This is a genomic window from Flagellimonas abyssi, assembly GCF_019457905.1.
Taxonomy (GTDB): domain Bacteria; phylum Bacteroidota; class Bacteroidia; order Flavobacteriales; family Flavobacteriaceae; genus Flagellimonas; species Flagellimonas abyssi.
In genome coordinates, this window is the sequence record NZ_JAHZSV010000003.1 from 145,516 (window position 1) to 168,776 (window position 23,261).

A 23,261-nucleotide genomic window follows, 5' to 3' on the forward strand; every position below is an offset into this window, starting at 1 on the left:
TTTTGTGGTTGGTTATTCTGTTCGTAAGCTTTTGACGGGATTCACTACGGCCGCCTTAATACTTTGGTAACTAACGGTTACTATGGCAACTCCAATGGCCAATAATGCGGACAGGGCAAATATCCACCATGGTATCTCTATTCGGTACGAGAAGTCCTGAAGCCATCGGTCCATGGCATACCACCCCAAGGGCAATGCAATAACTATGGCTAGTCCGACCAATTTTAAAAAGTCCGCGGACAACCGGTAGACAATCTGTCCGACACCCGCGCCCAAAACCTTTCTCACTCCGATTTCCTTCACCCGTTTTTGGGCATTGAAAGCAGCAAGCCCAAGCAGGCCCAAGCAGGCTATTACGATGGACAGCAAGGTGAAAACCATGAAGATCTGCCCCAATCGCTGCTCCGCTTCATAACTATTGTTGAAGGAATCGTCCATAAAATAATGTTCAAAGGGCTGTGTAGGTGCCATCTCCCTCCATATATTCTCCACTGCTGCCACGGTTCTTGTCACATCTCCTCCTTCGAGCTTGATGGCCAAATTATCCGGATTTCCGCCGCCATTGAAAAGAGCCAGGGCCCCTACCTCTTCCTTAAGTGTCTCAAAATGAAAATTCTTGACCACTCCGACTACGGTCGACAAAGACCCGTTCTCAAAGTCATTGACAAATTGGGTTCCAATAACACTTTCAGGAGTTTTTCCCAAAACGGCCACAGCTTTTTCATTTAATATGACCGCAGATGAATCGGTCGGGAATTTTGTCACATCAAAGTCCCTTCCATAAACAAGGGAAAGGTTGATTGTGGAGATATAATCATCGTCAACATTCCATTGCTGCATATTGATGGATCTTTCTTGGCTCCTATCCTCTGCCAGCATATAGGTTCCGCTGCTGCGCGAGGATGGCGTGGGCAGGTAACTGCTCAACGTTGCCGTGTTCACCTGACTTAACCGAAGTACTGCATCTTTGAACGCCTGTCTTTTTCCTTCAAGGCCATTAACACCACCTATGATCAATACTTGGTTTTTTCCATAACCGAGGTCTTTCCCCTGTATAAAACGCAGTTGCTGAAATACCGTTAGGGTCCCCATAATCAGAAATACGGATATACTAAATTGAAGTATGACCAATGCATTTCTTACCCTACCGCCTCCAATGGAGTTGTCCCCTTGACCTTTCAGTACTTTTGCGGCAACAAAACGCGACATGAAGAATGCGGGGTAACTTCCAGAGAACAGACCAAGGACCAATGCTGCTACGATCAAAATCAACCAAAAAACAGGATTGGCATAGGGTATGGACAATTCTTTCCCGGCAAGGTCATTGTACAGTGGCATGACAAGGGCCGCGATCAACAAGGCAAAAATCAATGAGCCCACGGCGATCAGTCCGGATTCGGTCAAAAACTGGCCGATTAATCCACTACGCTGGGATCCCAATGTTTTTCGGATACCCACTTCTTTTGACCGTTTAAGGGAATGGGCCGTGGACAGGTTCATGAAATTCACGCTAGCCAACACCAAAAGTATCAAAGCGATTGCCCCAAGGATGTACACATTCTTGATATCGCTGACAGTGCTGAACTCCGGGCTTCTTTTGGAGTATAAATGAATATCCTTTAAGGGAATGGTGGAATAGTTAATGTAATTCCCCGACTCCAAAAATTGTTGTTCGGTGATACCGGGAAAGAATTTTTGTGCATAAGGAATAACATACCTCCCGACCATGGCCTGCATTTGGTCCTGAATGTCTTCGCCAGAAACACCTGGGGTTAACTTTACGAACGTATAGTAGTTGTGACTGCCCCATTCTGCCTGTAGAGCATCTTCATAACCGGACATGGCCAAAAAAATGGGTTTGTCCTTAAATATCGAGTTCTTTGGTAGGTCTTCCAATACCCCTGAGACCGTATAAACATCCTCATCATTGATTATCAGTGTTTTTCCGACTGCTTGATCAATAGGAAAATGTTTTTCTGCAGCAGTACGTGTCATAACCAATGTATTGGGCTCCACTAATGCCGTATGTCTATCCCCGTACAAAAGATCGATTCCGAACATATCAAAAAACGTGGAGTCGGCATACGAAACATGGGACTCCCTAACGTTATCCATTTCATCTTGTGGTCGAATAAATACGCTCCCAATATTTCTGAACCTTGTGGCCATTTCAACTTGTGGGATGTCGTTTACCATTGCCCGGGCCATGGGTGCGGATATCTCCGAAACATTTTCTTCGGCGCCCCCAAATTTCGTGTCGGCATTAATACGATAAATGCGTTCCGCATCCGTGAACATGATATCGTGGTTAAGATCGTCCCAAATGTAAAGGCCGAGTAAAAGCCCACCAGCCATTCCTATTGCTAATCCAAATATGTTAAGGAAGGTGAAGAATGGCTGCTTTTTTAGGCTTCTCCATGCTATTTTGATGTTGTTTTTGAACATGATTCTCGTTTTTTGATTGATTTATTCAGTTCTAAGGCTCTTTATTGGATTTGCACTGGCCGCTCTAATGGCATGGTAACCAATCGTTAATATGGCGGCCGACAAAGTTCCTAATGTGGCCAAAACGAATATCCACCATGACATGGGGGCCCTATAAGCAAAGTTTTCCAACCATTTGTCCATAAACCAGTATGCAAATGGTGAGGCTAAGCAAATGGCAAAAAGCACCAGTTTTAAGAAATCCTTGGATAATAATGTGGTCACGTTTTCTACCGAAGCGCCCAATACTTTTCTAATCCCGATTTCTTTTCTTCGTTGCAATGCCGTGAAAGTGGCCAAGCCGAAAAGTCCCATTACCGCAATCAACATGGCAAAGCCCGTAAAGACTCCAAAAATCTTTGCCAAACGGTCTTCTGCTTTATACTGTGAGTCAAAAACATCGTCGAGAAAATAATATTCGAATGGCTGCTCGTTGTCATATTTCTGATATTTGGCCTTTAGTCCATCCAACATTGTTGGAATATTGGTTTTCGGTCCAACCTTGGCATAGAGCACCCCTCCTTTTTCAAGCCATTTGTAAGAAGGGTCATTCTTTATGAACAGGCATAACGCGCCTATCTTGTGGTGCAGCGAAGAGTAATTAAAATCTTTCAAAACACCTTTGATTTCATACTGACCATTAATTTTTTGATGAACTGGATCTTCTTCTAGGTTTAATCTGGCAACAGCTGCTTGATTAATTATCACGGCAGATCTATCCCCCATTTTTATAATGGAGTCTTTAGGAGGAATTGCCCAAGAAAGGCCCATCATTGAAACAAAGTCTTTGTTTATGGTAAGCGTTGGCAAAAAAATCATCTCATCGCTATTATCGCTTTGGACGCCCATCATGTTATGGCCTTTGTAAAGTGGTAGAATTCCAGAGCTGGTTTCCACTATTCCCGGAAGTGAACCGACTTCCTCCTGAAATGCACCAAAGTGTTTACCGAGCTTTTCGGAAAATGGAAGCATTACAATATTTTCCCTATTTACGCCTGTATCGGCGTGCCTGAAATAATCCAGCTGCCTATCCATTACAAATGCACAAATAATAAGGGCTACCGATATACCGAACTGGAAAACAGTGAAAAACTTTCTTAGCGCTATTCCTCCTTGCTGCTTGCTCAATTTTCCCTGTAGTACCGCAATGGGCTTAAACGAGGAAAGTAAAATGGCGGGATATGCAGCTGCCAAAAATATGGTCAGTAACAGGAGCAATACAAGTGACATTAGCATTTCGGGGCTAAAAATGAATGCGTTGTCCACTTGGACCCCTAAAAGCTCAAAGAATTTAGGTTGTAGTGTAAGACATAAAAAATAGCCCAAAACGAACGATATGATCGTGTAAAGCGCGGATTCGAAATAGAATTGTTGTGCAATGGCCCTTCTGGGTGCTCCCATTACTTTTCTGACTCCGACCTCCTTTGAACGTGTTGTAGAGCGGGCAGTGGACAAGCTTGCATAGTTTACCAATGCCAATATCAAAATCAAAAGGGCTACCAATGGAAATATGCCAATGTATTTGTTTTTAGCCCAATCCTCACCTAAATGTAGACTCTGTAGTGGCCTCAACAGGTATTTTTTTTGGACATCATCACCTGCGTTCTTTCCAAAGGAATTTAGCAGGCCTGCCTCGACCATTTTAGGGTCGGCCGATTCATCCAACAGGAAAAGTGTGGTGAAGTTCAAGTGCCCTTGTTCAATATCCTCCTTATATTTTTCCATTCCCAACATACTGGAAATGGGCAGGATAAAATCAAAACCTATGCTTGAATTCGAAGGTGGGTCGGCTGAGACCCCTGTAACGGTAAATATCTCATCACCAAAAAGCTGTAGTGGTCTTCCAATAGGATCGCTGTCTGCAAAATACTTTGTGGCCGTCCTTTCGGAAATAACAATACTGTTGGGATTGGCCAACACCTCTCCTTTGTTGCCCTTTATCAGATTAAAACTGAAGAACTCAAAAAAGTTTGGGTCTGCGAACAAAACCTTATCCTCGGAAAACTTTAACGAAGGGTTCTCTGTATTGGTAACCATAACATTTTCGGAAACCTTTTGATATCTTAGGTATTCTTGGATTCCTGCTACACTTCCTTTACCTTCCGGGGCATCGGAATAATCCAAATACGGTATATGGATGGGGTCCTTACCAAAGGTTATCTTAGTTTCCGCTTGATAAATGTTACTGGCATCGTCATGAAACTTGTCATAGCTCAGCTCATGGCCAACATAAAGAACTATCAGCATACAGGCGGCAAGGGACATGGATAGGCCGACAATGTTTATTGTTGAATAAACCTTGCTCCTAACAAGCCCTCTCCATGCTATTTTTAGATAGTTCTTGATCATGATCCTGTTCTTATTCCGTTCTCAAACTTTTGACCGGGTTGGATTTTGCCGCCCGTATGGCCTGAAAACTTACCGTGAGCACCGTTACCGCGAGGGCTCCGAGCATGGCCAAGCCAAAAATCCACCATTTCAAAATCACCCTGTACGGATATTCTTGCAACCATCCGTTCATTACATAATAGGCAATGGGCACCGCGATAAAACAGGAGATAATCACAAGTTTTAAAAAGTCCTTGGACAACATGTTCCAAACATTAAATACCGATGCGCCCAGCACTTTTCGCACCCCTATCTCCTTGGTGCGCTGTTCCGCAACAAAAGAGGTGAGACCAAATAGTCCCAAACAGCTTATTAAAATGGCAAGTGCGGTGAAAATACCGGATAGGGTGCCAATCCGTTCTTCAGATGCAAATTTTTCAGCATATTCCTCGTCCACAAAATCGTATTGAAAGGGAATGTTCGGGAAATGCTCTTTGAATACCCTCTCGATTACTGCAATGTTCTGGCTTGCACTCTGGGATGGGTTCAATCTCATATTGTAATAGGAAGCATTGCCGTATTTATCAAAAACGTACATGCCTTGTTTCACTGGTTCGTACGGCGACTGTGCGATCATGTCCTGAACCACGCCTATTATCTTTAAAGGTGGCGATGGGTCTTCCTCATCATCGTCCTTAATAAACTTTCCTATTGGATTCTTGAGCCCCATATATTTCACGGCCGTTTCATTGATCAGCACGGCATTGGAGTCCGAGGGGAACTCCCGTGAAAAATCCCTTCCCTCCACAATCTTTAAGTTGAGACTTTTGGCATATTCAGGGGACACTTCGGTCCATGCCAGATCTTCTTGGAAACCTTCTGGTTTGCCCTCCCAAACAAATCCGCTCCGGTTGGACCAAATGTTAGTGGTCGGGGCGCTGGATGTGGACATTTCCACAACCGCTCCTGAATTGATGAATTCATCCCGCATCAATTCAAACTTGCCCGTAAAATCCTGGCTCATCGTCGGAATCTGGACCAGACCCTCCTTATCGTACCCAATGGGTCTGTTTTTAGCATAATTGATCTGTTGCATTACGATCACGGTTCCGATGATGAACGCTACGGAAACGGTAAACTGGACCACCACCAAAATCTTTCTTGGTAAACCGGAATGCTTGCCTGCCTTGAAAGTTCCCTTTAAGACATCCACTGGTCTGAACGAGGATAAATAAAGAGCAGGATAGCTGCCCGCCAAAAGAGCTGTGACCGTTATAAAGACCAAAGAAACACCCCAAAATGCAAGGGAGCCCCAAGGGAAGGATATTTCTTTTCTTGCCAAATTATTGAACCCGTTCAAGGACGCCACAACGATCAATACAGCAATTGCAAAGGCAAATGATACCACCAAAAAGGACTCGCCCAAAAACTGGTTGATCAATTGGGAGCGCTGAGACCCAATGGATTTTCTGATCCCCACCTCCTTTGCCCTTTTCTCCGAACGGGCGGTACTGAGATTCATAAAATTGATACAGGCCAAAAGCAATACAAACCCTCCGATAATTCCGAACAGCCAAACATATTTGATTCGGCCCCCTGCTTGCTTCCCGTTTTCGAAACTGCTGCGCAGGTGCCAATCCTCCATTGGAAATAGAAACAATTGGGCGTTGAATTCCCTGGAGTTTTCGTTCAGCTTCTGTTTTACCTCCAGAATTTTTGAGGTAACGGATTCCATGGTCGTATTGTCCGCAATCTGGACAAACATTTGAAACGAATTGTTCCCCCATTGATCTTCGGCATTTTTGATCCATTCGTTCACTGAGACATATTTATCCCATGGCATTATGAATTCTGTGTCATTAAAAGAGGCATTGAAAGGGAGGTCCTCGTAAACTGCCGTGACCATCATATCGTATTGGCTATTTACCTCGATTACCTTTCCAATCGGGTCTTCCTCCCCAAAAAGTGCTTTGGCGGTGGACTCGTTCAACATTATGGAGTTGATTTCCCGAACACCGTCCCTTTCTCCCTTCAAAATTTTTATATCAAGGATTTCGGGAGCTTCCCGCTGCATAAAATTGCCTTCGCGAGAAATGCTTGTTTCCTTATATTTTAAATATTGGGAGGTGGTCCAAGAAGACATCACCAAATACTCAAAATTATCCATATAACCATCCCTAAAAGCTTTCTCCAATGGTCTCGGGATAGCGGGCCCGGTTCCGGTTTCCCCATTGAACGTTTGGGATTGGAATATTTGGGCGATTTTGTCCTTATTGGTGTTGTAATCGTTATAGCTCAGCTCATCTTGCACCCAAAGGCCGATAATGAGCGTTACCGCCATGCCCAACGCAAGACCTCCTACGTTGATTATGGTATAACCCTTGTTTTTTGCAAGGTTTCTCCAGGCGATTTTAATATAGTTCTTTAGCATGATCGATGGTGTTTTTTGATTGATTTATTCATTGCGCAGACCTTTGGTCGGTTGTAAAAAGGCCGCTCCTATGGATTGATAGCTGATGGTCAGTACGGCAATGCACAGGGCGATGACCCCTGCCATTAAAAAAACTTCCCATCCAATACTGATTCTGTAAGCGAAACCTTCCAACCACCTGTTCATCAAATACCAGCCTATAGGTGTGGCAATCACAATTGAAATGATGATAAGTTTCAGAAAGTCAAAAGTGAGCAGTTTATAAATATTTTGGAAGGGCGCGCCGAGCACTCTACGAATGCTTATCTCCTTTCTTCGCTGCTCTACCATAAATGCTGATAGGGCAAACAGGCCCAGACAGGCCACAAGAATGGCAAATAAGGCAAAACTGTTGAATATTTTGCCCATTCGCTGTACATCTTCGTGCATTTGGGCAAATTCCTGCTCCAAAAAAGAGTAGTTGAGTGCTTGATTTGGAACATTTCTGTTCCAAACTTGCTCAATGGCAGCGAGCGCATCGGTCGGGTTTCCTTTTTCAAGTTTTACCGAAACAGCTCCATTGTCCTTTCCTATGACCAATGACAATGCGGAGATATCCTCTTTCAAGGATTTAAAATGAAAATCCTCTATCACCCCTATAATCTCAAAAACTTGGCTGTTGTTGTCCAATTTTTTACCGATTGGATCCTTTAGACCAAGCTCTGCGGCCATTTTGTTATTGATGACTATCGAATTGATGGAATCGTAGGCAAAGTCCTTTGAAAAAGTTCTACCCTTATCCAATTGGATTCCCAAGGTTTCGGTATAACCATAGTCAACCTTCCAAATCTGTGCAGCTACACCTCTTCCTCCATCATCCTGGCCATCGACCATAAAGGTGTTTCCATTTCGGCTCCCTCCATCAATGGGCAAATAGTTGGTGGATGTCACACTTTTCACCTGAGATAATGATGATAATTGTTGTTTAAATGATTCTATTTTGTTGTCAAGAATATGGGTTCCCTCCAGCACTACCACACGTTCCTTATCATATCCCAATTCCTTGCTGACGATATAGTCCATCTGGCGGTAGATGATCAATGTGCCAATAATCAGGATCACCGAAGTGGTAAATTGAAAGATGACCAATCCACTGCGCAGTCTGCCACTTTTGCTGCCCACGCTCAAGGAACCTTTAAGAACATTGGCCGGTTTAAAGGCAGATAGGTAAAACGCCGGATAAATTCCTGCCAAAACACCTACAAACAATGCAGCAACAAGCAATACGGGCACAAACCACCAATCGCTCCATGGGAGTTCAATGTCTTTTGAAGCGATTTCATTAAAGAACGGTAGCAGTCCCCAAGCCAAGAACACACCTAGCACAAAAGAAATAACACTGAACATGACCGATTCGGTCAAAAATTGGTTGACCAAACTGTTCCTAAATGCCCCTATGGTCTTTCTTAAACCCACTTCTTTGGCCCTATTGGCTGATTTGGCCGTGGAAAGATTGATAAAGTTGATAATGGCCAAGAGCAGTACAAAAATGGCTATGGCCGCAAAGAGCCATACAAACTTGACATCGCCATGCTTCAATCCATCCTGCATTTTTAGGTCCGATTTCAGGTAAATGTCCGTTACCGGTTGCAGTTTGTACTCAGCGGTCCGCAGTACATCTATAAAACTGGCCGAGCGGCCCCTTTCCATTTGCGCCGGAATAATGTATTTTTCAACAATGGAAGACATTTTTTGTTCCAATTCCCGAATATCGGTGTTCGGATTGACCAACACATAGGTAAAATAGTTCTGGTTGGTCCAGCTTCCATTGGTGTCCTCCACAGGAAGCATAAAATCAAAATTCAGGTGCATATTTTTTGGAATATCCTCCATTATCCCTGTTACGGTGTAGGGTTCGGAAGTGTCATTGTCCAAAAAGACTACTTGGTCTATGGCATTTCCGTTCGGGAAGTATTTGTTCGCTTTAGACCTAGAAATTACGATGCTCTTTGGATTGGTCAACGCAGTTGTCGGGTCTCCCTGTTCCAGTTCGATTTCCAAAATCTCAAAAGCCTCCTGATCCGCAATGATAAAGTTCTCTTCAAAAGTGTTCTCCTGTGCCCCGTTTATCCTAAAACCTCGTTTGCCCGCACCAAAGATTTCAATGGTGTTCACTTTTCCCGCCTTGGTTATTTCGGCAAAATCAGATTGGAGTGCATCGGAAAAAGGCAATTGAAAGTGGGTGCTCTTCATTACCTCTCCTTGAATCTCACCTTGGAACACCACTCGGTATATGTGGTCTTTGTTTTGGTAATGGGTATCATAACTGGATTCATTGCCGATGAAAAGGGTGATCAAAAGACAGGCCGCGATACCAACGGCAAACCCACCTATTTTTATAAATGTGAAGAGCTTGTCCTTTTTAATACTTCTCCATGCGATATTTAAGTGGTTCTTGAACATACTATTGATTTGATCGTTTTTTGATTGATTTTTTTATTCTGCTTTCAGACTTTTGGTCGGGTTGGCCAACGCTGCCCTTATAGACTGAAAGCTGACCGTTACAAGCGCTATACCCAAAGCAATACATCCAGACAAAGCAAACACCCACCATTGAATTTTGATTCGATATGCAAAACCTTCCAGCCAATTCTCCATGGAAAAATAGGCAAACGGAAATCCTATGACCAGACCTACCAGTACTAGCTTTGTAAAATCAGCAGATAGCATTTGGCTTATTTTGGCCACAGATGCTCCCAATACCTTTCGTATGCCAATTTCCTTTCTTCGTTGTTCCGCCGTATAAGCTGCCAAGCCAAAAAGACCCAATGCGGCCACAAAAATGGCCAACATACAGAACACAACACTAATCTGTCCTGTTCGTTTTTCCTTGGCGTACAATCTTGCAATATTTTGATCCAAAAAGGAATAATTGAAATCCAGATTAGTAACGACTTTGGTAAAGGTTCCTTTAAGTTCCTCCACAGTGTTGGCCAAATTGCCAGACTTAAACCGCACAAGCATATAAGATTTGCCTTCTCCTGAATTATTGTGAAATGCATAGGCTCCAATAGGTTGGTGCAACGATTCATAATTAAAGTCATCCACCACTCCCACTACGGTCTGTGGAACCCCGATAAAGACTTCCTTTCCAATGGCCTCTTCCGGGGAATACCCCAAAAAATCAACCGCTTTTTTATTCAGGACCACTTCAACCAAAGTATCTGTTTCACTTTTGAATTCGGGCAAACTTTCTCCTGCCAAAAGCTGTAGTTTGAGTGCGTTAACAATACCTGCATCGGTCACGTTGGTCTGGATATTGAGCCCTTTATTGTCCGTGCCTTTTTTTCGAAGTGTTCGCCCGCTCACATCCATTCCGGGATACCCCTGTACCATGGATACAGCAGTTACTTCTGACAGTTTTTTAAACTCTTGCTCCAGAGCATTACGGTTTTCTTCCCCGCTCAATCCTCCAATAGAAATAGCCATCACATTGTCCGCAACAAAACCCAAGTTCTTGTTCTGGATATATTTTGTTTGTTGATAGATGACCATAACCCCAACTATCAATGCTGCCGAAGCGGCAAATTGCATTACCACAAGACCTTTTCTGATCACCAAATTCCCTTTTCCACGATTTAAGGAAGGTGATAGAATTTCTTTTGGCAAAAACTTGGATAGGTAAAGCGATGGGTATAGGCCAGATACTAGCGTCGTAATACCCCATACACCTAAAGTTGCGGATGCAAAAGCTGGTGTCAACAGCAGACCCATGGTCAAACTTTGGTTTGTTAAGGCATTAAAACTGGGCAATAACAACATAGTCAGTATAATGCCCAGCACAATGGAAATTGCCGTGATGAGTCCTGCTTCCAGATAAAATCTCCACACTAAGGATTTTGAAGAGGCTCCCAGGGTTTTGCTTATTCCCACTTCCTTGGAACGCTTTTGGGAACGGGCCGTAGTAAGGTTCATGTAGTTGATACAAGCAATCAAAAGAATCAAAATGGCTAAATAGGTAAGGTTGCGAACCTCGTTGATATCCCCAATATGAGAAGCATAACCGCTAGCAAAAGATGCCGAATATAAGTGTACCTTTTCCAAAGGTTGTAGACCAAACGTGTACCATTGGCCCTCTTTTTCAATATTTGCCTTCAGCATTTGGTCAATTTGTGCCTGAGTGGCCTTTACGGAAACATTCTTCTTTAATAAACAATAAGTCTCAAAACTGGCATTGCTCCAAGATTTTCTGTCGTAGAACCAATATCCGTTGCTCGACGCCATAATGTCCGCATCAAGGGTACTGTTTTCAGGGAAATCCTTGTATATTCCTGTTACCTCAAGCTCACGATTGTTATCGACCACTATGGTTTGTCCGATCGGATTTTGGTCGCCAAAATAGGTTTGGGCGGCTTTTTCGGAAAGAATTACCGTACCGGGTCTGTCCAAGGCGCCGGTAGAACTTCCTTTAACCATTTCAATATCAAAAATGGTAAGCAGCTCCTTATCTACCCAATAAAAAAGGTTTTCGGTAAAGTTTTGATTATTAATGCGCAATGAGGCGGGGTCGCCAAAATTATGTTTCAACAACCTTGCGGCACTTTCCACATTCGTCACCTCTTCTTTCATGGCCAAGGCCGTTACCGGAGGTACTGTGGCCCAGGTCTCAAAACCAAAATCTCCATTGGTTTTTAATAAAACCCGTTGGATCCTGTCTTTCTTTGGAAACATGGAGTCAAAGCTCCTTTCGTAGGAAATGAACAGAAAAAGCAACATCACAATAGTGAGGCCTATAGAAAGTCCTACTATATTTATTATTGAAAAAAGTCTATTAGACTTGAGATTTCTCCACGCTACCTTTAGATTGTTCCTGAACATGTGATTGATTTGATCGTTTTTTTGATTGATGACATAAACTCCTATATCATGGCCTTTAATGGTTTGTTCTGACTTTCGGTCACGATTTGACCGTCGAATAAATTGATTACCCTGTGCGCATAATGCGAATCCCTATCGGAGTGTGTTACCATAACAATGGTGGTCCCCTCTTGGTTCAGCTCGGTCAACAGGTTCATTACCTCTATACCGTTTTTGGAATCCAAGTTACCGGTCGGCTCATCCGCCAAGATCAGTTTTGGATTGGTGACCACGGCTCTTGCGATGGCAACCCTTTGCTGTTGACCCCCGGAAAGTTGTTGGGGAAAGTGCTTTTCTCGGTGTGCGATTTTCATGCGTTCCAGTACCTTCTGCACTTTTTCTTTGCGCTCGGCCTTGTTCATCTTAAGGTAGATCAATGGCAGTTCCACGTTTTCAAAAACAGTGAGCTCATCGATCAGGTTAAAGCTTTGGAACACAAAGCCCAGATTCCCCTTTCGCAATTGGGTCCGTTGACTTTCCTTTAATCCGCCGACTTCGTGCCCTGCGAAGTTGTAGCTTCCCTGCGTAGGGTTGTCCAACATCCCTATAATGTTCAACAAGGTTGACTTTCCACATCCGGAGGGGCCCATGATCGCCACAAATTCCCCTTCTTCAACCTTAAGGTTTACGCCATTTAGGGCCAAGGTTTCCACTTCTTCTGTTCGGAAACTTTTTTTAAGATCTGTAATTTTTATCATTGTAATGGTTGTTTGATTGCTTGTTAAAGACTGTTCATTTTTGATCATTGTTACATTTCTGCGGATTATTTCAATACAATCCGTTCCGCATCGCCAAAACTATCGTAGTTACTGGTAATGACCTGTTCTCCAGGCTGAAGTCCCTCAAGGACCTCATAATATCTTGAGTTTTGTTTGCCCAATCGCACATTGCGCTTAATGGCCTCATTGCCATCGGGACTTACCACGAACACCCATTGTCCTCCCGTGCTTTGGAAAAAACCTCCTTTGGGAAGCAACATGGCATCGTTGGATTCGCCCAGTTGCAATCGTATGTTGTAGCTCTGACCTGCTCTTATGGTTTCGGGTTTTTCGTCCACAAAAACCAAATCGACCCTAAACCTGCCGTTCCGTACTTCGGGGTAAACCTTGCGCAAGCGCAGTTTGTACTCGTTTCCATTTCGCTCCAAAGAAGCGGAAAGGTCTCTCTTTACACGGTCAATATAATGCTCATCGATATCCGCTTCGATTTTAAAATCGGTCAGTACATTGATCTGGCCGATACGCTGTCCCTGTGAAATGTTCTGGCCTATCTCGGCATCCAAAAAGCCCAATTGGCCATCGGCCGGGGCTCGAACGTTCAAGTGGTCCAACCGCTCGTAGACCATGGACAATGTTTTCTGCATACGATCTAGGTCCGTATCCAGTCCCTTTAATGAGGTTTCTCTCAATTCATCATCCTGCTCGGTCTGTAACTTTACTATTTCGTATTGTTTTTGTGCCAATTCGTAATCTTCCTTGGATTTTAGGTATGTTTCTTTGGAAACCAGTTCCTCTTCATATAGCTCTTTGTTCTGCTCGTAAGCTCGTTTTAAGCGTTGCACATCGTATTGTGCAGTGGCCAAGGATTTTCTGCCCTCCACTTGTCTGGAATCAAAAGTAAGTTTGGTGGAACGTAGATCGTTCTGTTTAAGGGCCAAGTTGCTTTCGCTTGCCAAAATTTGCTCGTACAGGGCCATGTTCTCCAATTTAAGAATAATGTCCCCTTGCTTGACCATGGAACCTTCTTCGATCAATTTTTCGGATACCCGGCCTCCTTCATAGGCATCCATATAAATGGTGGCGATAGGTGCCACGTTTCCATTTATGGTTATGTAGTCGTCAAATTTGCCGGCGGTCACCGAGGAGATGGACAAGCGATCCTTCTCTGTCCTAAAGGTGGACATGGAGCTGGCAAAAATCAACTTATAGCCAACGAACAAGAGCAATATGCCCAAAGCGATGTAGCCGTAATGCTTGAGTTTAAGTCCTTTCTTTTTCTCTAATTGTATATCCATGGTTTATTTTAGTTGATGTTAAATATGGGCAGACCGCTGTAAAAATCAATGGTACTTTGATTGACTTTTAACCTTAATCCCACCTGTAAGTTCTCGTTCTGTGCCACCCCGAAAAGGTTCTTGGCCTGAAACAGTTCCAATGCATTGATCAATCCCTTTTCATATCTTTTTTGAGCAATGGTGAAAGCCAATTCCTGTGCATCTACCTTTTGTAAGCTCTGCTCATATTCCGCAATAAGTGCACGGTTGTCCTGAACTAATTGTTGCAACAGTTTGAACAGTTCCTGCTCTTGTATCTCAAGGTTGTTCTTGGCCTGCATATAGGCTATCTTTTGCTGTTTTACCCTGGAGTGATTGGCCCAGCCATTGGTAATCGGAATGTTCAACTGGGCACCGACAAACTTGGATTGGTTGTCGTTGAACTGGGTCTTAAATGGGATTACATTGCCGTTGTCATCCACATTGGTCTCAAAATAACTGGTTCCGTAACCTGCAAAAAGGGATAAAGAGGGGAATAGGTCTCCCCTTGTGGCCTGCATCTGCTTTTTGGCCGCGGAAACACGATACTCCTGTGCTTTTACCAAGGGAACAAATCCGCGGGCCGACCGATACAGCGAATCCAAGGTCACATCTCGGTTAGGTGAGGTCTCTTCAAGGGTTTCTTGGATCTCAATGTCCGTAGCACCGATAAGGTTCATTTCTTGTAAAAGCACCAGTTTGGCATTTGTCAATTGGTTGCGGTTCTGGGTCAATAGAAACTTATCCCCCAAAAGATTGGATTCAGCTTCGTAAAGATCGGCCCCTGCCATCAATCCCAATTCTACTTGTTTTTCGACCAAATCGTAATTGGCCTGCGAAATTTCGAGCTGCTCCAAAGTATTGGCCACCAAACCTTGAAAGAATTTGATGTCGTAAAACGCACTCATCACCCTAAAGGCCAACAAGAACTTTTCCTGTAGAATGTCCTCTTGGGTTGCCTTATAAATAAATTTTGATGCTCTTATCGAATTCATTTTTTGAAAACCGCGGAACAGGTCCAAACTGGCATTAAGCGAATAGTTGTTACTGAAGAATTCCGTATTCACAAAATCGTTGGTTTGCGGATCTGCAGACCTACCGTATCTAATACTATAATCGGTAGAACCGCTTACCGATGGCAACAGGTCACGTATGGACTGCCGATAAGATTCCCTGCTGGATTCATTGTTGTACGAGGTATTCTTTACCTGAAGGTTGTGTTCAATGGCATAATCCACACATTCTTCCAGCGTCCAAACCTCTTGGGCAGCACCAATGAAAGAAGCCAATAATAGAAAGGTTGTTATGTTTATTTTTAGATTCATAGTGTATTACTGTGCCAAACTGTATTCTATTCTTATGCCAAAATATTTTAAAATTGATTATCAGACAGTTACACTCAATAAAGCGTGCTCAAGATAAAGCAGGTGTAAAAATTTTGTACAAAAAATGTCCAAATATTTTACAATAAGGCAGGCCATATTGAAGCAATTACTAGTTTTAGCTGTCCATTTGAATACTGTTATCCAATGATTGATGCCAAAATATTAGTGGTCGATGATAATAAGAGTGTGCTGAGTGCTCTGGAAATTCTTTTACAGTTTGAGTATAAAAGTGTTCAAACCATCTTCAACCCCAACCAGATTTCTTCCTTTCCAAATCTTGAGGATATGGACATTGTATTGTTGGACATGAACTTCTCCGCTGGTGTCAACACCGGAAATGAAGGATTGTATTGGCTCAACGAAATTAAAAAAAGGTCCCCTAACACATCGGTAATTATGATGACCGCCTACGGGGCCGTTGATTTGGCGGTAAGGGCATTAAAACAGGGGGCTTCTGACTTTGTACTGAAACCTTGGAACAACGAGCGGTTGATGACCACGGTGAAATCTGCTTACGAACTTCGAAAATCGAAGCAGGAAATACACAACCTCAAGAAAAAGGAGAACAATTTAAAACAGGTCATTAATCAGGATCGTAATTTTATCATCGGCCAGTCCAAAGCACTGACCTCTGTGCTCAACCTCGTGGCCAAGGTTGCGAAAACCGACGTTAATGTACTGATCACGGGTGAGAATGGCACTGGAAAAGAATTGATAGCCCGTGAGCTGCACCGTCTTTCCAACAGAAAAAATGAAGTTTTTATAGGTGTGGATATGGGATCCATTGCTGAGAATTTATTCGAAAGCGAGCTTTTTGGCCACACCAAAGGCTCCTTTACCGATGCCAAGGAAGATCGAGCGGGCAAGTTTGAGGCCGCCCATCAAGGTAGTTTGTTCTTGGATGAAATCGGAAACCTTTCATTGCAGATGCAGGCCAAATTATTGTCCTCCATCCAGAACAAATCAGTGGTACGCGTGGGTTCCAATAAGCCTACAGAAGTAGATATCAGATTGATATGTGCGACCAACTGCAATTTGGAACAAATGGTTGCCGATGGACTCTTCCGGGAAGATCTAGTGTACCGTATCAACACCATCCATATTGAGGTGCCACCACTTCGCGAACGCGATGGGGACATTTTAGTGCTTGCCGATTTTTTCCTGAAAAAGTTTGCTCACAAATATGATAAATCGGGCCTGCGAATGAATCAGGCGTCCCAGGAGAAACTGATGGAATATCCCTGGCCCGGAAATGTACGGGAGCTGCAACATACCATGGAACGTGCCGTAATATTATCTGACGGTAACGTACTTAAACCATCGGATTTTTTGCTGCATGCCAAGCCCATGCAATCCATGGACAGCGAACCCATGACCCTAAATGAAATGGAGCAACAGATGATCAACAGGGCCTTGGAGCAGAACGAGGGAAACTATAGTGCAGCTGCAGAACAATTGGGCATATCTCGCCAAACGCTCTACAATAAGTTGAAAAAAAAGTGATCTATGGCCAGTAGAAATTTTTATATACAACTTATTCTTCGGGTCATTTTTTTGACGCTGTCCGCCATAGGAGTGGCTTTCTCCATGTCCTATAAATGGTATTTTGCCATGGCACTCTTTGTCCTTATTTTGGTGGTACAGGTATTTACATTGATTACCTTCATCAACCGTACCAACCGCAAAATCGCCTATTTTTTTGATGCCATTAAAAACGAGGATTTCACCCTTCGGTTTCCCGAAGGTGTTACCATTGAGTCTTTCAAAGAGCTGAACAAAAGTTTAAACCGTGTAAATGGCCTTATCCAACAGGTACATATGCAACTCCAGATACGGGAACAATACTATCAAGAAATCTTAAAGCAGGCGAGCATCGGCATCATGACCTATAATGAGAAAGGCCACATCCTGTTTGCCAACCCTACCTTGGAAAAGTTGTTGGATTACACTCCTTTGAACCATATCAAACAATTAAAGCAGGTTGATGAAAACCTCTACCAGATATTTAAAAACTTCAATCCTTTTGAACGCAAGCTCTTCCAATTGTCCAATGAACGGGAACAAATTCAATTGGCGCTCAAGTCCACTCCGTTGATGTTGAACGGTCAGTCCTTGCAATTGGTAGTGGTACAAGATATCCATAAAGAGCTTGACGAAAAAGAAACCGAGTCTTGGGTAAGGCTTATTCGCGTGCTGACCCACGAGATTATGAACACCATTACCCCGATTGCCTCTATATCGGATTCCATTATAAAATATTATAGGAAAGGGGACAAAATCACTCCAATGAAGGAGCTGGAGGAGGTTCAAATTAAAAATACCTTAAAGGGCCTGGAAGTAATCAAGGAGCAAGGAGGCGACCTGATGGACTTTGTACAATCGTACAGAAGCCTACTGCACGTTCCGGAACCCAACAAGTCATTGGTCAAGGGAAAGGACCTTCTGGAAAAAATCGACGTACTGATGTCGGCCAGATTGATGGATGGGGAAAGTGAGTTCGCCACCGTTTGCCATCCAGAGGATTTGGAATTTTACATTGATGAGAAACAAATCTCCCAGGTACTGATCAATTTGGGAAAAAATGCTTTGCAAGCGGTAGAGACCACAAACGCAGGAAAAGTACAAATGATTGCCGGAATTGATGAAAACGGCTCCAAATTCATAGATATTCGTGATAATGGACCCGGTATTCCTCCTGAGGTGATGGACGAGATATTTGTCCCGTTTTTTACCACAAAAAGTGAAGGGACGGGAATTGGGCTAAGCCTTTCCAAAAGAGTGATGCAACTTCACGGGGGGAGCATCCAAGTACGTTCGGTTCCCGATTCGGAAACTGTTTTCCGACTTACCTTTGCATAACCAAATTATGAAAAAAGCACTATTGGAATTTTGTTGGAACTATGTGAACGAACGCTCGGAACGCCTTAAAAAACAGAGTGAGGAGCTACAGGAATCCTTAGGCTCCGAAACCAAAAGTTCAGCAGGGGACAAACATGAGACGGGTAGGGCCATGGTACAGTTGGAACAGGAAAAGCTTGGGCAACAATTACAGGAAGTTGATACCACGCGCGGCATTCTCCGTAAAATCAATATTGACGGCATTTCCGAGAAAATACGACTGGGCTCCTTGGTACAAACCAGTATGGCACATTATTTTTTAGCCATTTCCGCTGGGGCTTTCAATCAAAATAATACGGTTGTGTACTGTATCTCCACAAATGCCCCTATTGCCAAATTGTTGTTGGGAAAAGAAAAAGGGGAGCGATTTACCTTTAATGGTACAGAACAGGAGATATTGGAGGTAGATTAAGCCTCGTCTTCCACCAATTCCATATTGGGTTTGTCACGATAAAAAACGATGACAAGAAACAATATCCCAATAATGATGAGGAACACAATTTCAATTCGGGACAATAGCTCGTTCATTCCCAATGACCTCTTGGAGCGCTGTGTCAATTGTCTCCCTTCGGAAAGTTGCACCTCAGAAAGTTCATCTAGATTTTTACCGATACTGCCCAAAACAGCAATGATGTCCTCTTCAGAAGCCTGGTTCTTCAAATGTGCCTTTTCCAAGGTTTTGAGTTCCGCGTAATTTTCGTTTAAACTTGATAATTGCAACGCTTCCTCACGGGTCAAATCTGTCTTTTCAAAATCGGCAAGAATGGTTTTTATTTCAGGGTAATAGGGCAGGCCCTTGTCGTCCAACGTATTGTTGGCCAAAAACAATTCCTTTTTATGGAACAAATTGTTCAGCCTGTAAATATATTCCTGAACTACCAATCGGTCTTCAAAAACGGAATCTACTCCATGTTCCACGGCCGAAAAGTTCCGGTTGTTCAACCGATTGGACGCAAGAACCAATAAAAATGCCGCAGCCAGCACAAAACCGGCATGAATTCGTTGTCTTAAGGTTCTTTTTGGCATCTTTTCTTGTTTTTACATGAATTGGATTAAATATAAATAAATGATATTAAATTTTTTACAGTGACGCAAATCCGCCCAGCCATTAGCTAACCATTCTAATTGAGCAAACCTAATGCTTGAGCCGGGCGGATATCATCAATCAACTACTACAGTACATTGAGCTCACCGGACTCGAGAGCATCCTTTAAATCTGCTTTAACCACTGGGTGACTGTTAAAAAACCTTTTTCCATCCGTTTTTTTGATCTTTACAACAACGGTTCCATCTTTTTTCTCTTTGATGTCGGTCACTACCACTTTGTTCCCCACTACTCTTTTATAGTTGGCGATCCCTCCTTTTTTAATGATGAAGTTTGCCCTTGGAAAATCAATATGTTGAAATTGAGGTGCATCTGGACGACCAATTTCCAGGACATCACCAACCTTGATCTCTTGTGGGTTTGCACTTTGTGCATTGATATTTGTGGTCGCTACCACGAACAGAATTGCTAAAACTATAATTCTCATAACTATTTAATATTTAGGGTTTATAATTGTTTTCTTAAAAGTCAAAACTGGACAATAATTGGTGTGACTGTTCTACACCGACTATCTTGAAGGATTGTACATCTGTGGGAAAACCAAACTGTATTTGATCCCCCACCGCAAGTCCTACCAAGCTCGCCCCAAAAGTGCTCACCACGGAGACCTTGCCTTTCTTAAGGTCTCCCCGTGTAGAGGGAACCAACTGAAACGTTTGTTGGGCCCCTGGTGCAAATTCCACCGTGACCTTTGAGTTCAAACGAACCACATCGTCCGGCATGTCCGACTCATCCTCTACCAAAGCCCCGTCTATTCTCTCGCCCAACTGTTCCAAGGCATCCTTATGGGCATAATCCTCATAATACCTATGGAAGTTCAGTATTCTTTTAAGCGTTAGATAATCCTTTTTCTCCATGATCAGGCTTCCGTATTTCATTTTCATTTCTTAACGGACGGGATACCAAAAAAATAGCATCCCAGCATTTTGCACAGTAAAGGGCAAAGCCTGTGCCATTTGGATATGTTATGAGTGGATTTTATTAATAATTAATTGATAATCAATTTATTATTAATAAAATCATATTAAACAAAAGAAGTCGGTGGCGGGTAATTTTTACCCGGCCGGGGCAGAATGCCCCATCGGTTATTTGAGTTTTTCGCGAAGTGTTTTTCGGTTGATCCCTAAAATTTCGGCGGCCTTGGTCTTGTTGCCTTGAACGGATAGAAGAACTTCCTGAATATATTCCCTTTCTTTTTCCTGAAGCGTTATGTATCCTTTCTCCGGAAAGTCGATTTTATACTTTAATTCATTGGGAAGGTGTTCCAACGTGATTTTGCCATCGCACATAATCACGGCGCGCTGCACCACATTCTCAAGTTCCCGGATATTGCCAGGCCATGAATATCTCTTTAGGACTTCAAGGGCACCATCGTCTATACGGACAAATCGGTCCTTGTACTCAATGCCATATTTCTCCATAAATTTATCGACCAACAAGGCAATGTCCGAAGTACGTTCCCTCAGTGGTGGCACCTCCACAGTGACAACGGAAAGACGGTAGAACAGGTCTTCGCGAAAGGTTTTCTTTTGAATAAGCTCATTCAAATCGCTATTGGTTGCAGCAATGACCCGAACATCCAATTTTTCAGGTTTTTGCGAACCGATCTTGGTCACCTCCTTTTCTTGAAGCACCCTCAATAATCGATTTTGAACCGGTAGGCTGGCATTTCCAATTTCATCCAAAAAAATAGTGCCCTTGTGCGCCGCCTGGAAAAATCCATTACGGTTTTCGTTCGCGCCCGTAAAAGCACCTTTGGTGTATCCGAAAAGTTCGGCTTCCAACAAATTCTCGGGTATGGCCCCACAGTTCACAGCTATAAAAGGTGCCCGTGCGAATTTGCCCGAATAATGGATGGCCCGTGCCACTAGTTCTTTTCCCGTGCCGCTTTCTCCACGTACCAAAACCGTGGCGTGGTTGTCCCTTACCCGATCTATGATCTCGGTAACTTTTTGGAACGCTTCGGAAGTCCCGATCATATCGGCATATCCATTGCTAGGGATGGGGTTTACCGTTGGTGTTTTAAAGGTTTCCTTTGCTTCCTTATGCGCCAAGGCTTTTTTTACGGCCATTTCGAGTTCGGCCTTTGTAAAAGGTTTGGTCAAATAATCGGTCGCACCATGTTCGATTACGCTGGAGGCATCTTCAACGGAAGGAAAACCGGTCACCACCAACTTCGGCATATTTGGAAAATGTTCGGCCACATATTTCACCAATTGCAGCCCATCAATATCAGGCATATTAATATCGGTCACCAACAGGTCTATTTCAGTATCCTTTAAAATGTATAATGCCTCCTTTACCGAAATGGCCTTGTACGTGTGATAGTCCATCGATTTTAAATGCCGTTGTAGCAGCTCCAAAATATCGATGTCGTCATCAACCAGCAATATGTTCTCCTTTTTCAACAAGGCGCTTACTTTTTTGGGAATTTTAATGTAAAGATAGTTCCTGTTGGGGTATTTGGCCTAACCGCGATACTCCCTTGGTGACTCTGTACAATGCCGTGCACTACACTAAGTCCCAATCCCGATCCCTCGCCCACGGGTTTGGTAGTAAAAAAGGGGTCAAAAATATGTGCTTTGGATACTTCCGGTATGCCAGGGCCTTGGTCGGCAATTTTTAAAATGACATTGTCTTTTTCAATCGCCAGAGCGACTGAAATGGTACTTTTTGGCGGCGCAAAATAGATGGCGTTCACAATAAGATTGAAGACCACTTGGGTCAGCTGGATTTTATCGATACGAAGTTCGATGGTGTCCTGGGAATGTTGAAATTCGCAAGCAACCTCATTTTGGCGCAACGTGGTCCGTAGCATGTTGATGGCTTCCTCTATTACCTCTACCACATTGATGACTTCCCGTGTTTCGGGCATTTCGCAGGCAAAGAACATCAGCTTTTTGACCACTTCGCGAGAAAATATGGTGTTGGTGATGATCTTGTCCAAATCTTTGGACGCTTGTGGGTCATTGCTGACGCGCTCCTTCAACAACTCGGTGAAACCAAGAATATTGGCAAGTGGCGTATTGAGCTCATGGGCGATTCCGGCTGTAATCTCTCCCAGGATCCGCAGCCGATCGGATTGTTCCACTTGTCGGCGTATATGCTCTTCCTTTTCCTTGATTTCCTTCCGCTCCAACAGATTGCCCACTTTTAGGCACACATTGTCCAACAGTTGCTGTTCTTCCTCCAAAAAATCCTTGAGTTGGTACTTGGGGGAGGGATACCCCACTTTGATTTCACCCCTCGGTTTATTGAACACGGTGATGAACGACTCCAAAAACACGTAGTCTTCTCCTTTCTCCTCCGTCTTTATAAAATAATCAGAGTTGGATAAGAGCACATAAGTATCCTCATTAAACTGCCAAGCACGCTGCAAACACTGTACAATTCCGAGCAATGCGGTTTCCATATCATCGTAATCACAATTAACAATGAGGGAAGTTACCTCGTACAAACAGGTAAGTTCCTTGATACGTTCCTTTAGTTTTTGTTCGGCAGTGAGCATATTTTCCTCCTTTGTGCCAAATTAGTGAATTCTTGAAAGCATATGGCCCAGGTATAAAAAAGTTAGTACAATCTGACTCCTATTATTTCCTAATTTATTCCCAAAACCACTCGCAATCAAATCCTTATTGCTAACTTAAGAACCGTTCAGCTACAAATTCCCCCTACTTGATGATTATAAAAACCATCCTCCTC

Annotated in this window: 16 protein-coding genes; 3 read left to right on the plus strand and 13 right to left on the minus strand. The window is 43.3% G+C overall.

The genetic code is table 11. The features are described from left to right. Positions 1–12: 12 nt before the first annotated feature. The 8 genes from K1F36_RS03340 to K1F36_RS03375 form a co-directional block, all read right to left on the minus strand. Positions 13–2,445 (minus strand): ABC transporter permease, encoded by a 2,433-nt coding sequence (locus K1F36_RS03340; RefSeq protein ID WP_220112543.1) that lies wholly within the window; start codon positions 2,443–2,445, stop codon positions 13–15. A 21-nt stretch (positions 2,446–2,466) separates the two neighbouring features. Next, a complete protein-coding gene (locus tag K1F36_RS03345; protein ID WP_220112544.1) occupies positions 2,467–4,833 on the minus strand; it encodes an ABC transporter permease in 2,367 nt (788 codons plus the stop codon). 10 nt (positions 4,834–4,843) lie between these two features. Continuing rightward, the gene (locus K1F36_RS03350) at positions 4,844–7,243 is read right to left on the minus strand and encodes an ABC transporter permease (RefSeq protein WP_220112545.1); all 2,400 of its coding nucleotides are present in this window, start codon (positions 7,241–7,243) and stop codon (positions 4,844–4,846) included. A 24-nt stretch (positions 7,244–7,267) separates the two neighbouring features. Then, complete coding sequence (locus K1F36_RS03355; protein ID WP_220112546.1) at positions 7,268–9,685, minus strand: ABC transporter permease; 2,418 nt, start codon at positions 9,683–9,685, stop codon at positions 7,268–7,270. A 33-nt stretch (positions 9,686–9,718) separates the two neighbouring features. Beyond that, complete coding sequence (locus K1F36_RS03360) at positions 9,719–12,100, minus strand: ABC transporter permease (RefSeq protein ID WP_220112547.1); 2,382 nt, start codon at positions 12,098–12,100, stop codon at positions 9,719–9,721. 41 nt (positions 12,101–12,141) lie between these two features. Further along, positions 12,142–12,837, minus strand: coding sequence for an ABC transporter ATP-binding protein (locus K1F36_RS03365; RefSeq protein ID WP_207031018.1), 696 nt, complete (start codon positions 12,835–12,837; stop codon positions 12,142–12,144). Positions 12,838–12,902: 65 nt separating this feature from the next. Beyond that, a complete protein-coding gene (locus K1F36_RS03370; RefSeq protein ID WP_207031020.1) occupies positions 12,903–14,153 on the minus strand; it encodes an efflux RND transporter periplasmic adaptor subunit in 1,251 nt (416 codons plus the stop codon). 8 nt (positions 14,154–14,161) lie between these two features. Beyond that, the gene (locus tag K1F36_RS03375) at positions 14,162–15,496 is read right to left on the minus strand and encodes a TolC family protein (protein WP_220112548.1); all 1,335 of its coding nucleotides are present in this window, start codon (positions 15,494–15,496) and stop codon (positions 14,162–14,164) included. Between the two features lie 204 nt (positions 15,497–15,700). Here K1F36_RS03375 and K1F36_RS03380 point away from each other — a divergent pair, with 204 nt between their 5' ends. The 3 genes from K1F36_RS03380 to K1F36_RS03390 are packed head-to-tail and all read left to right on the plus strand — an operon-like array spanning position 15,701 to position 18,866. Continuing rightward, positions 15,701–17,059 carry a sigma-54-dependent transcriptional regulator gene (locus K1F36_RS03380; protein WP_207031024.1) on the plus strand — a complete coding sequence of 453 codons (1,359 nt, stop codon included), beginning with the start codon at positions 15,701–15,703 and terminating at the stop codon, positions 17,057–17,059. A 3-nt stretch (positions 17,060–17,062) separates the two neighbouring features. Further along, positions 17,063–18,415, plus strand: coding sequence for a sensor histidine kinase (locus K1F36_RS03385; protein ID WP_220112549.1), 1,353 nt, complete (start codon positions 17,063–17,065; stop codon positions 18,413–18,415). 7 nt (positions 18,416–18,422) lie between these two features. Next, positions 18,423–18,866: a GreA/GreB family elongation factor gene (locus K1F36_RS03390; RefSeq protein WP_220112550.1), complete on the plus strand. Its 444-nt coding sequence runs from the start codon at positions 18,423–18,425 to the stop codon at positions 18,864–18,866. On the opposite strand, the gene K1F36_RS03395 is transcribed toward K1F36_RS03390, so the two are convergent. The 5 genes from K1F36_RS03395 to K1F36_RS03415 form a co-directional block, all read right to left on the minus strand. Next, on the minus strand, positions 18,863–19,480 hold the full coding sequence (locus tag K1F36_RS03395) for a hypothetical protein (RefSeq protein ID WP_220112551.1): 618 nt from the start codon (positions 19,478–19,480) through the stop codon (positions 18,863–18,865). The genes K1F36_RS03390 and K1F36_RS03395 overlap by 4 nt on opposite strands. 146 nt (positions 19,481–19,626) lie before the next feature. After that, positions 19,627–19,986 carry a hypothetical protein gene (locus K1F36_RS03400; protein ID WP_220112552.1) on the minus strand — a complete coding sequence of 120 codons (360 nt, stop codon included), beginning with the start codon at positions 19,984–19,986 and terminating at the stop codon, positions 19,627–19,629. Between the two features lie 34 nt (positions 19,987–20,020). Continuing rightward, on the minus strand, positions 20,021–20,437 hold the full coding sequence (locus K1F36_RS03405; protein WP_220112553.1) for a GreA/GreB family elongation factor: 417 nt from the start codon (positions 20,435–20,437) through the stop codon (positions 20,021–20,023). A 207-nt stretch (positions 20,438–20,644) separates the two neighbouring features. Continuing rightward, positions 20,645–21,970 (minus strand): sigma-54-dependent transcriptional regulator, encoded by a 1,326-nt coding sequence (locus K1F36_RS03410; RefSeq protein WP_220112554.1) that lies wholly within the window; start codon positions 21,968–21,970, stop codon positions 20,645–20,647. A gap of 5 nt (positions 21,971–21,975) precedes the next feature. Further along, positions 21,976–23,067 carry a sensor histidine kinase gene (locus tag K1F36_RS03415; protein WP_220112555.1) on the minus strand — a complete coding sequence of 364 codons (1,092 nt, stop codon included), beginning with the start codon at positions 23,065–23,067 and terminating at the stop codon, positions 21,976–21,978. Between the last annotated feature and the right edge of the window lie 194 nt (positions 23,068–23,261).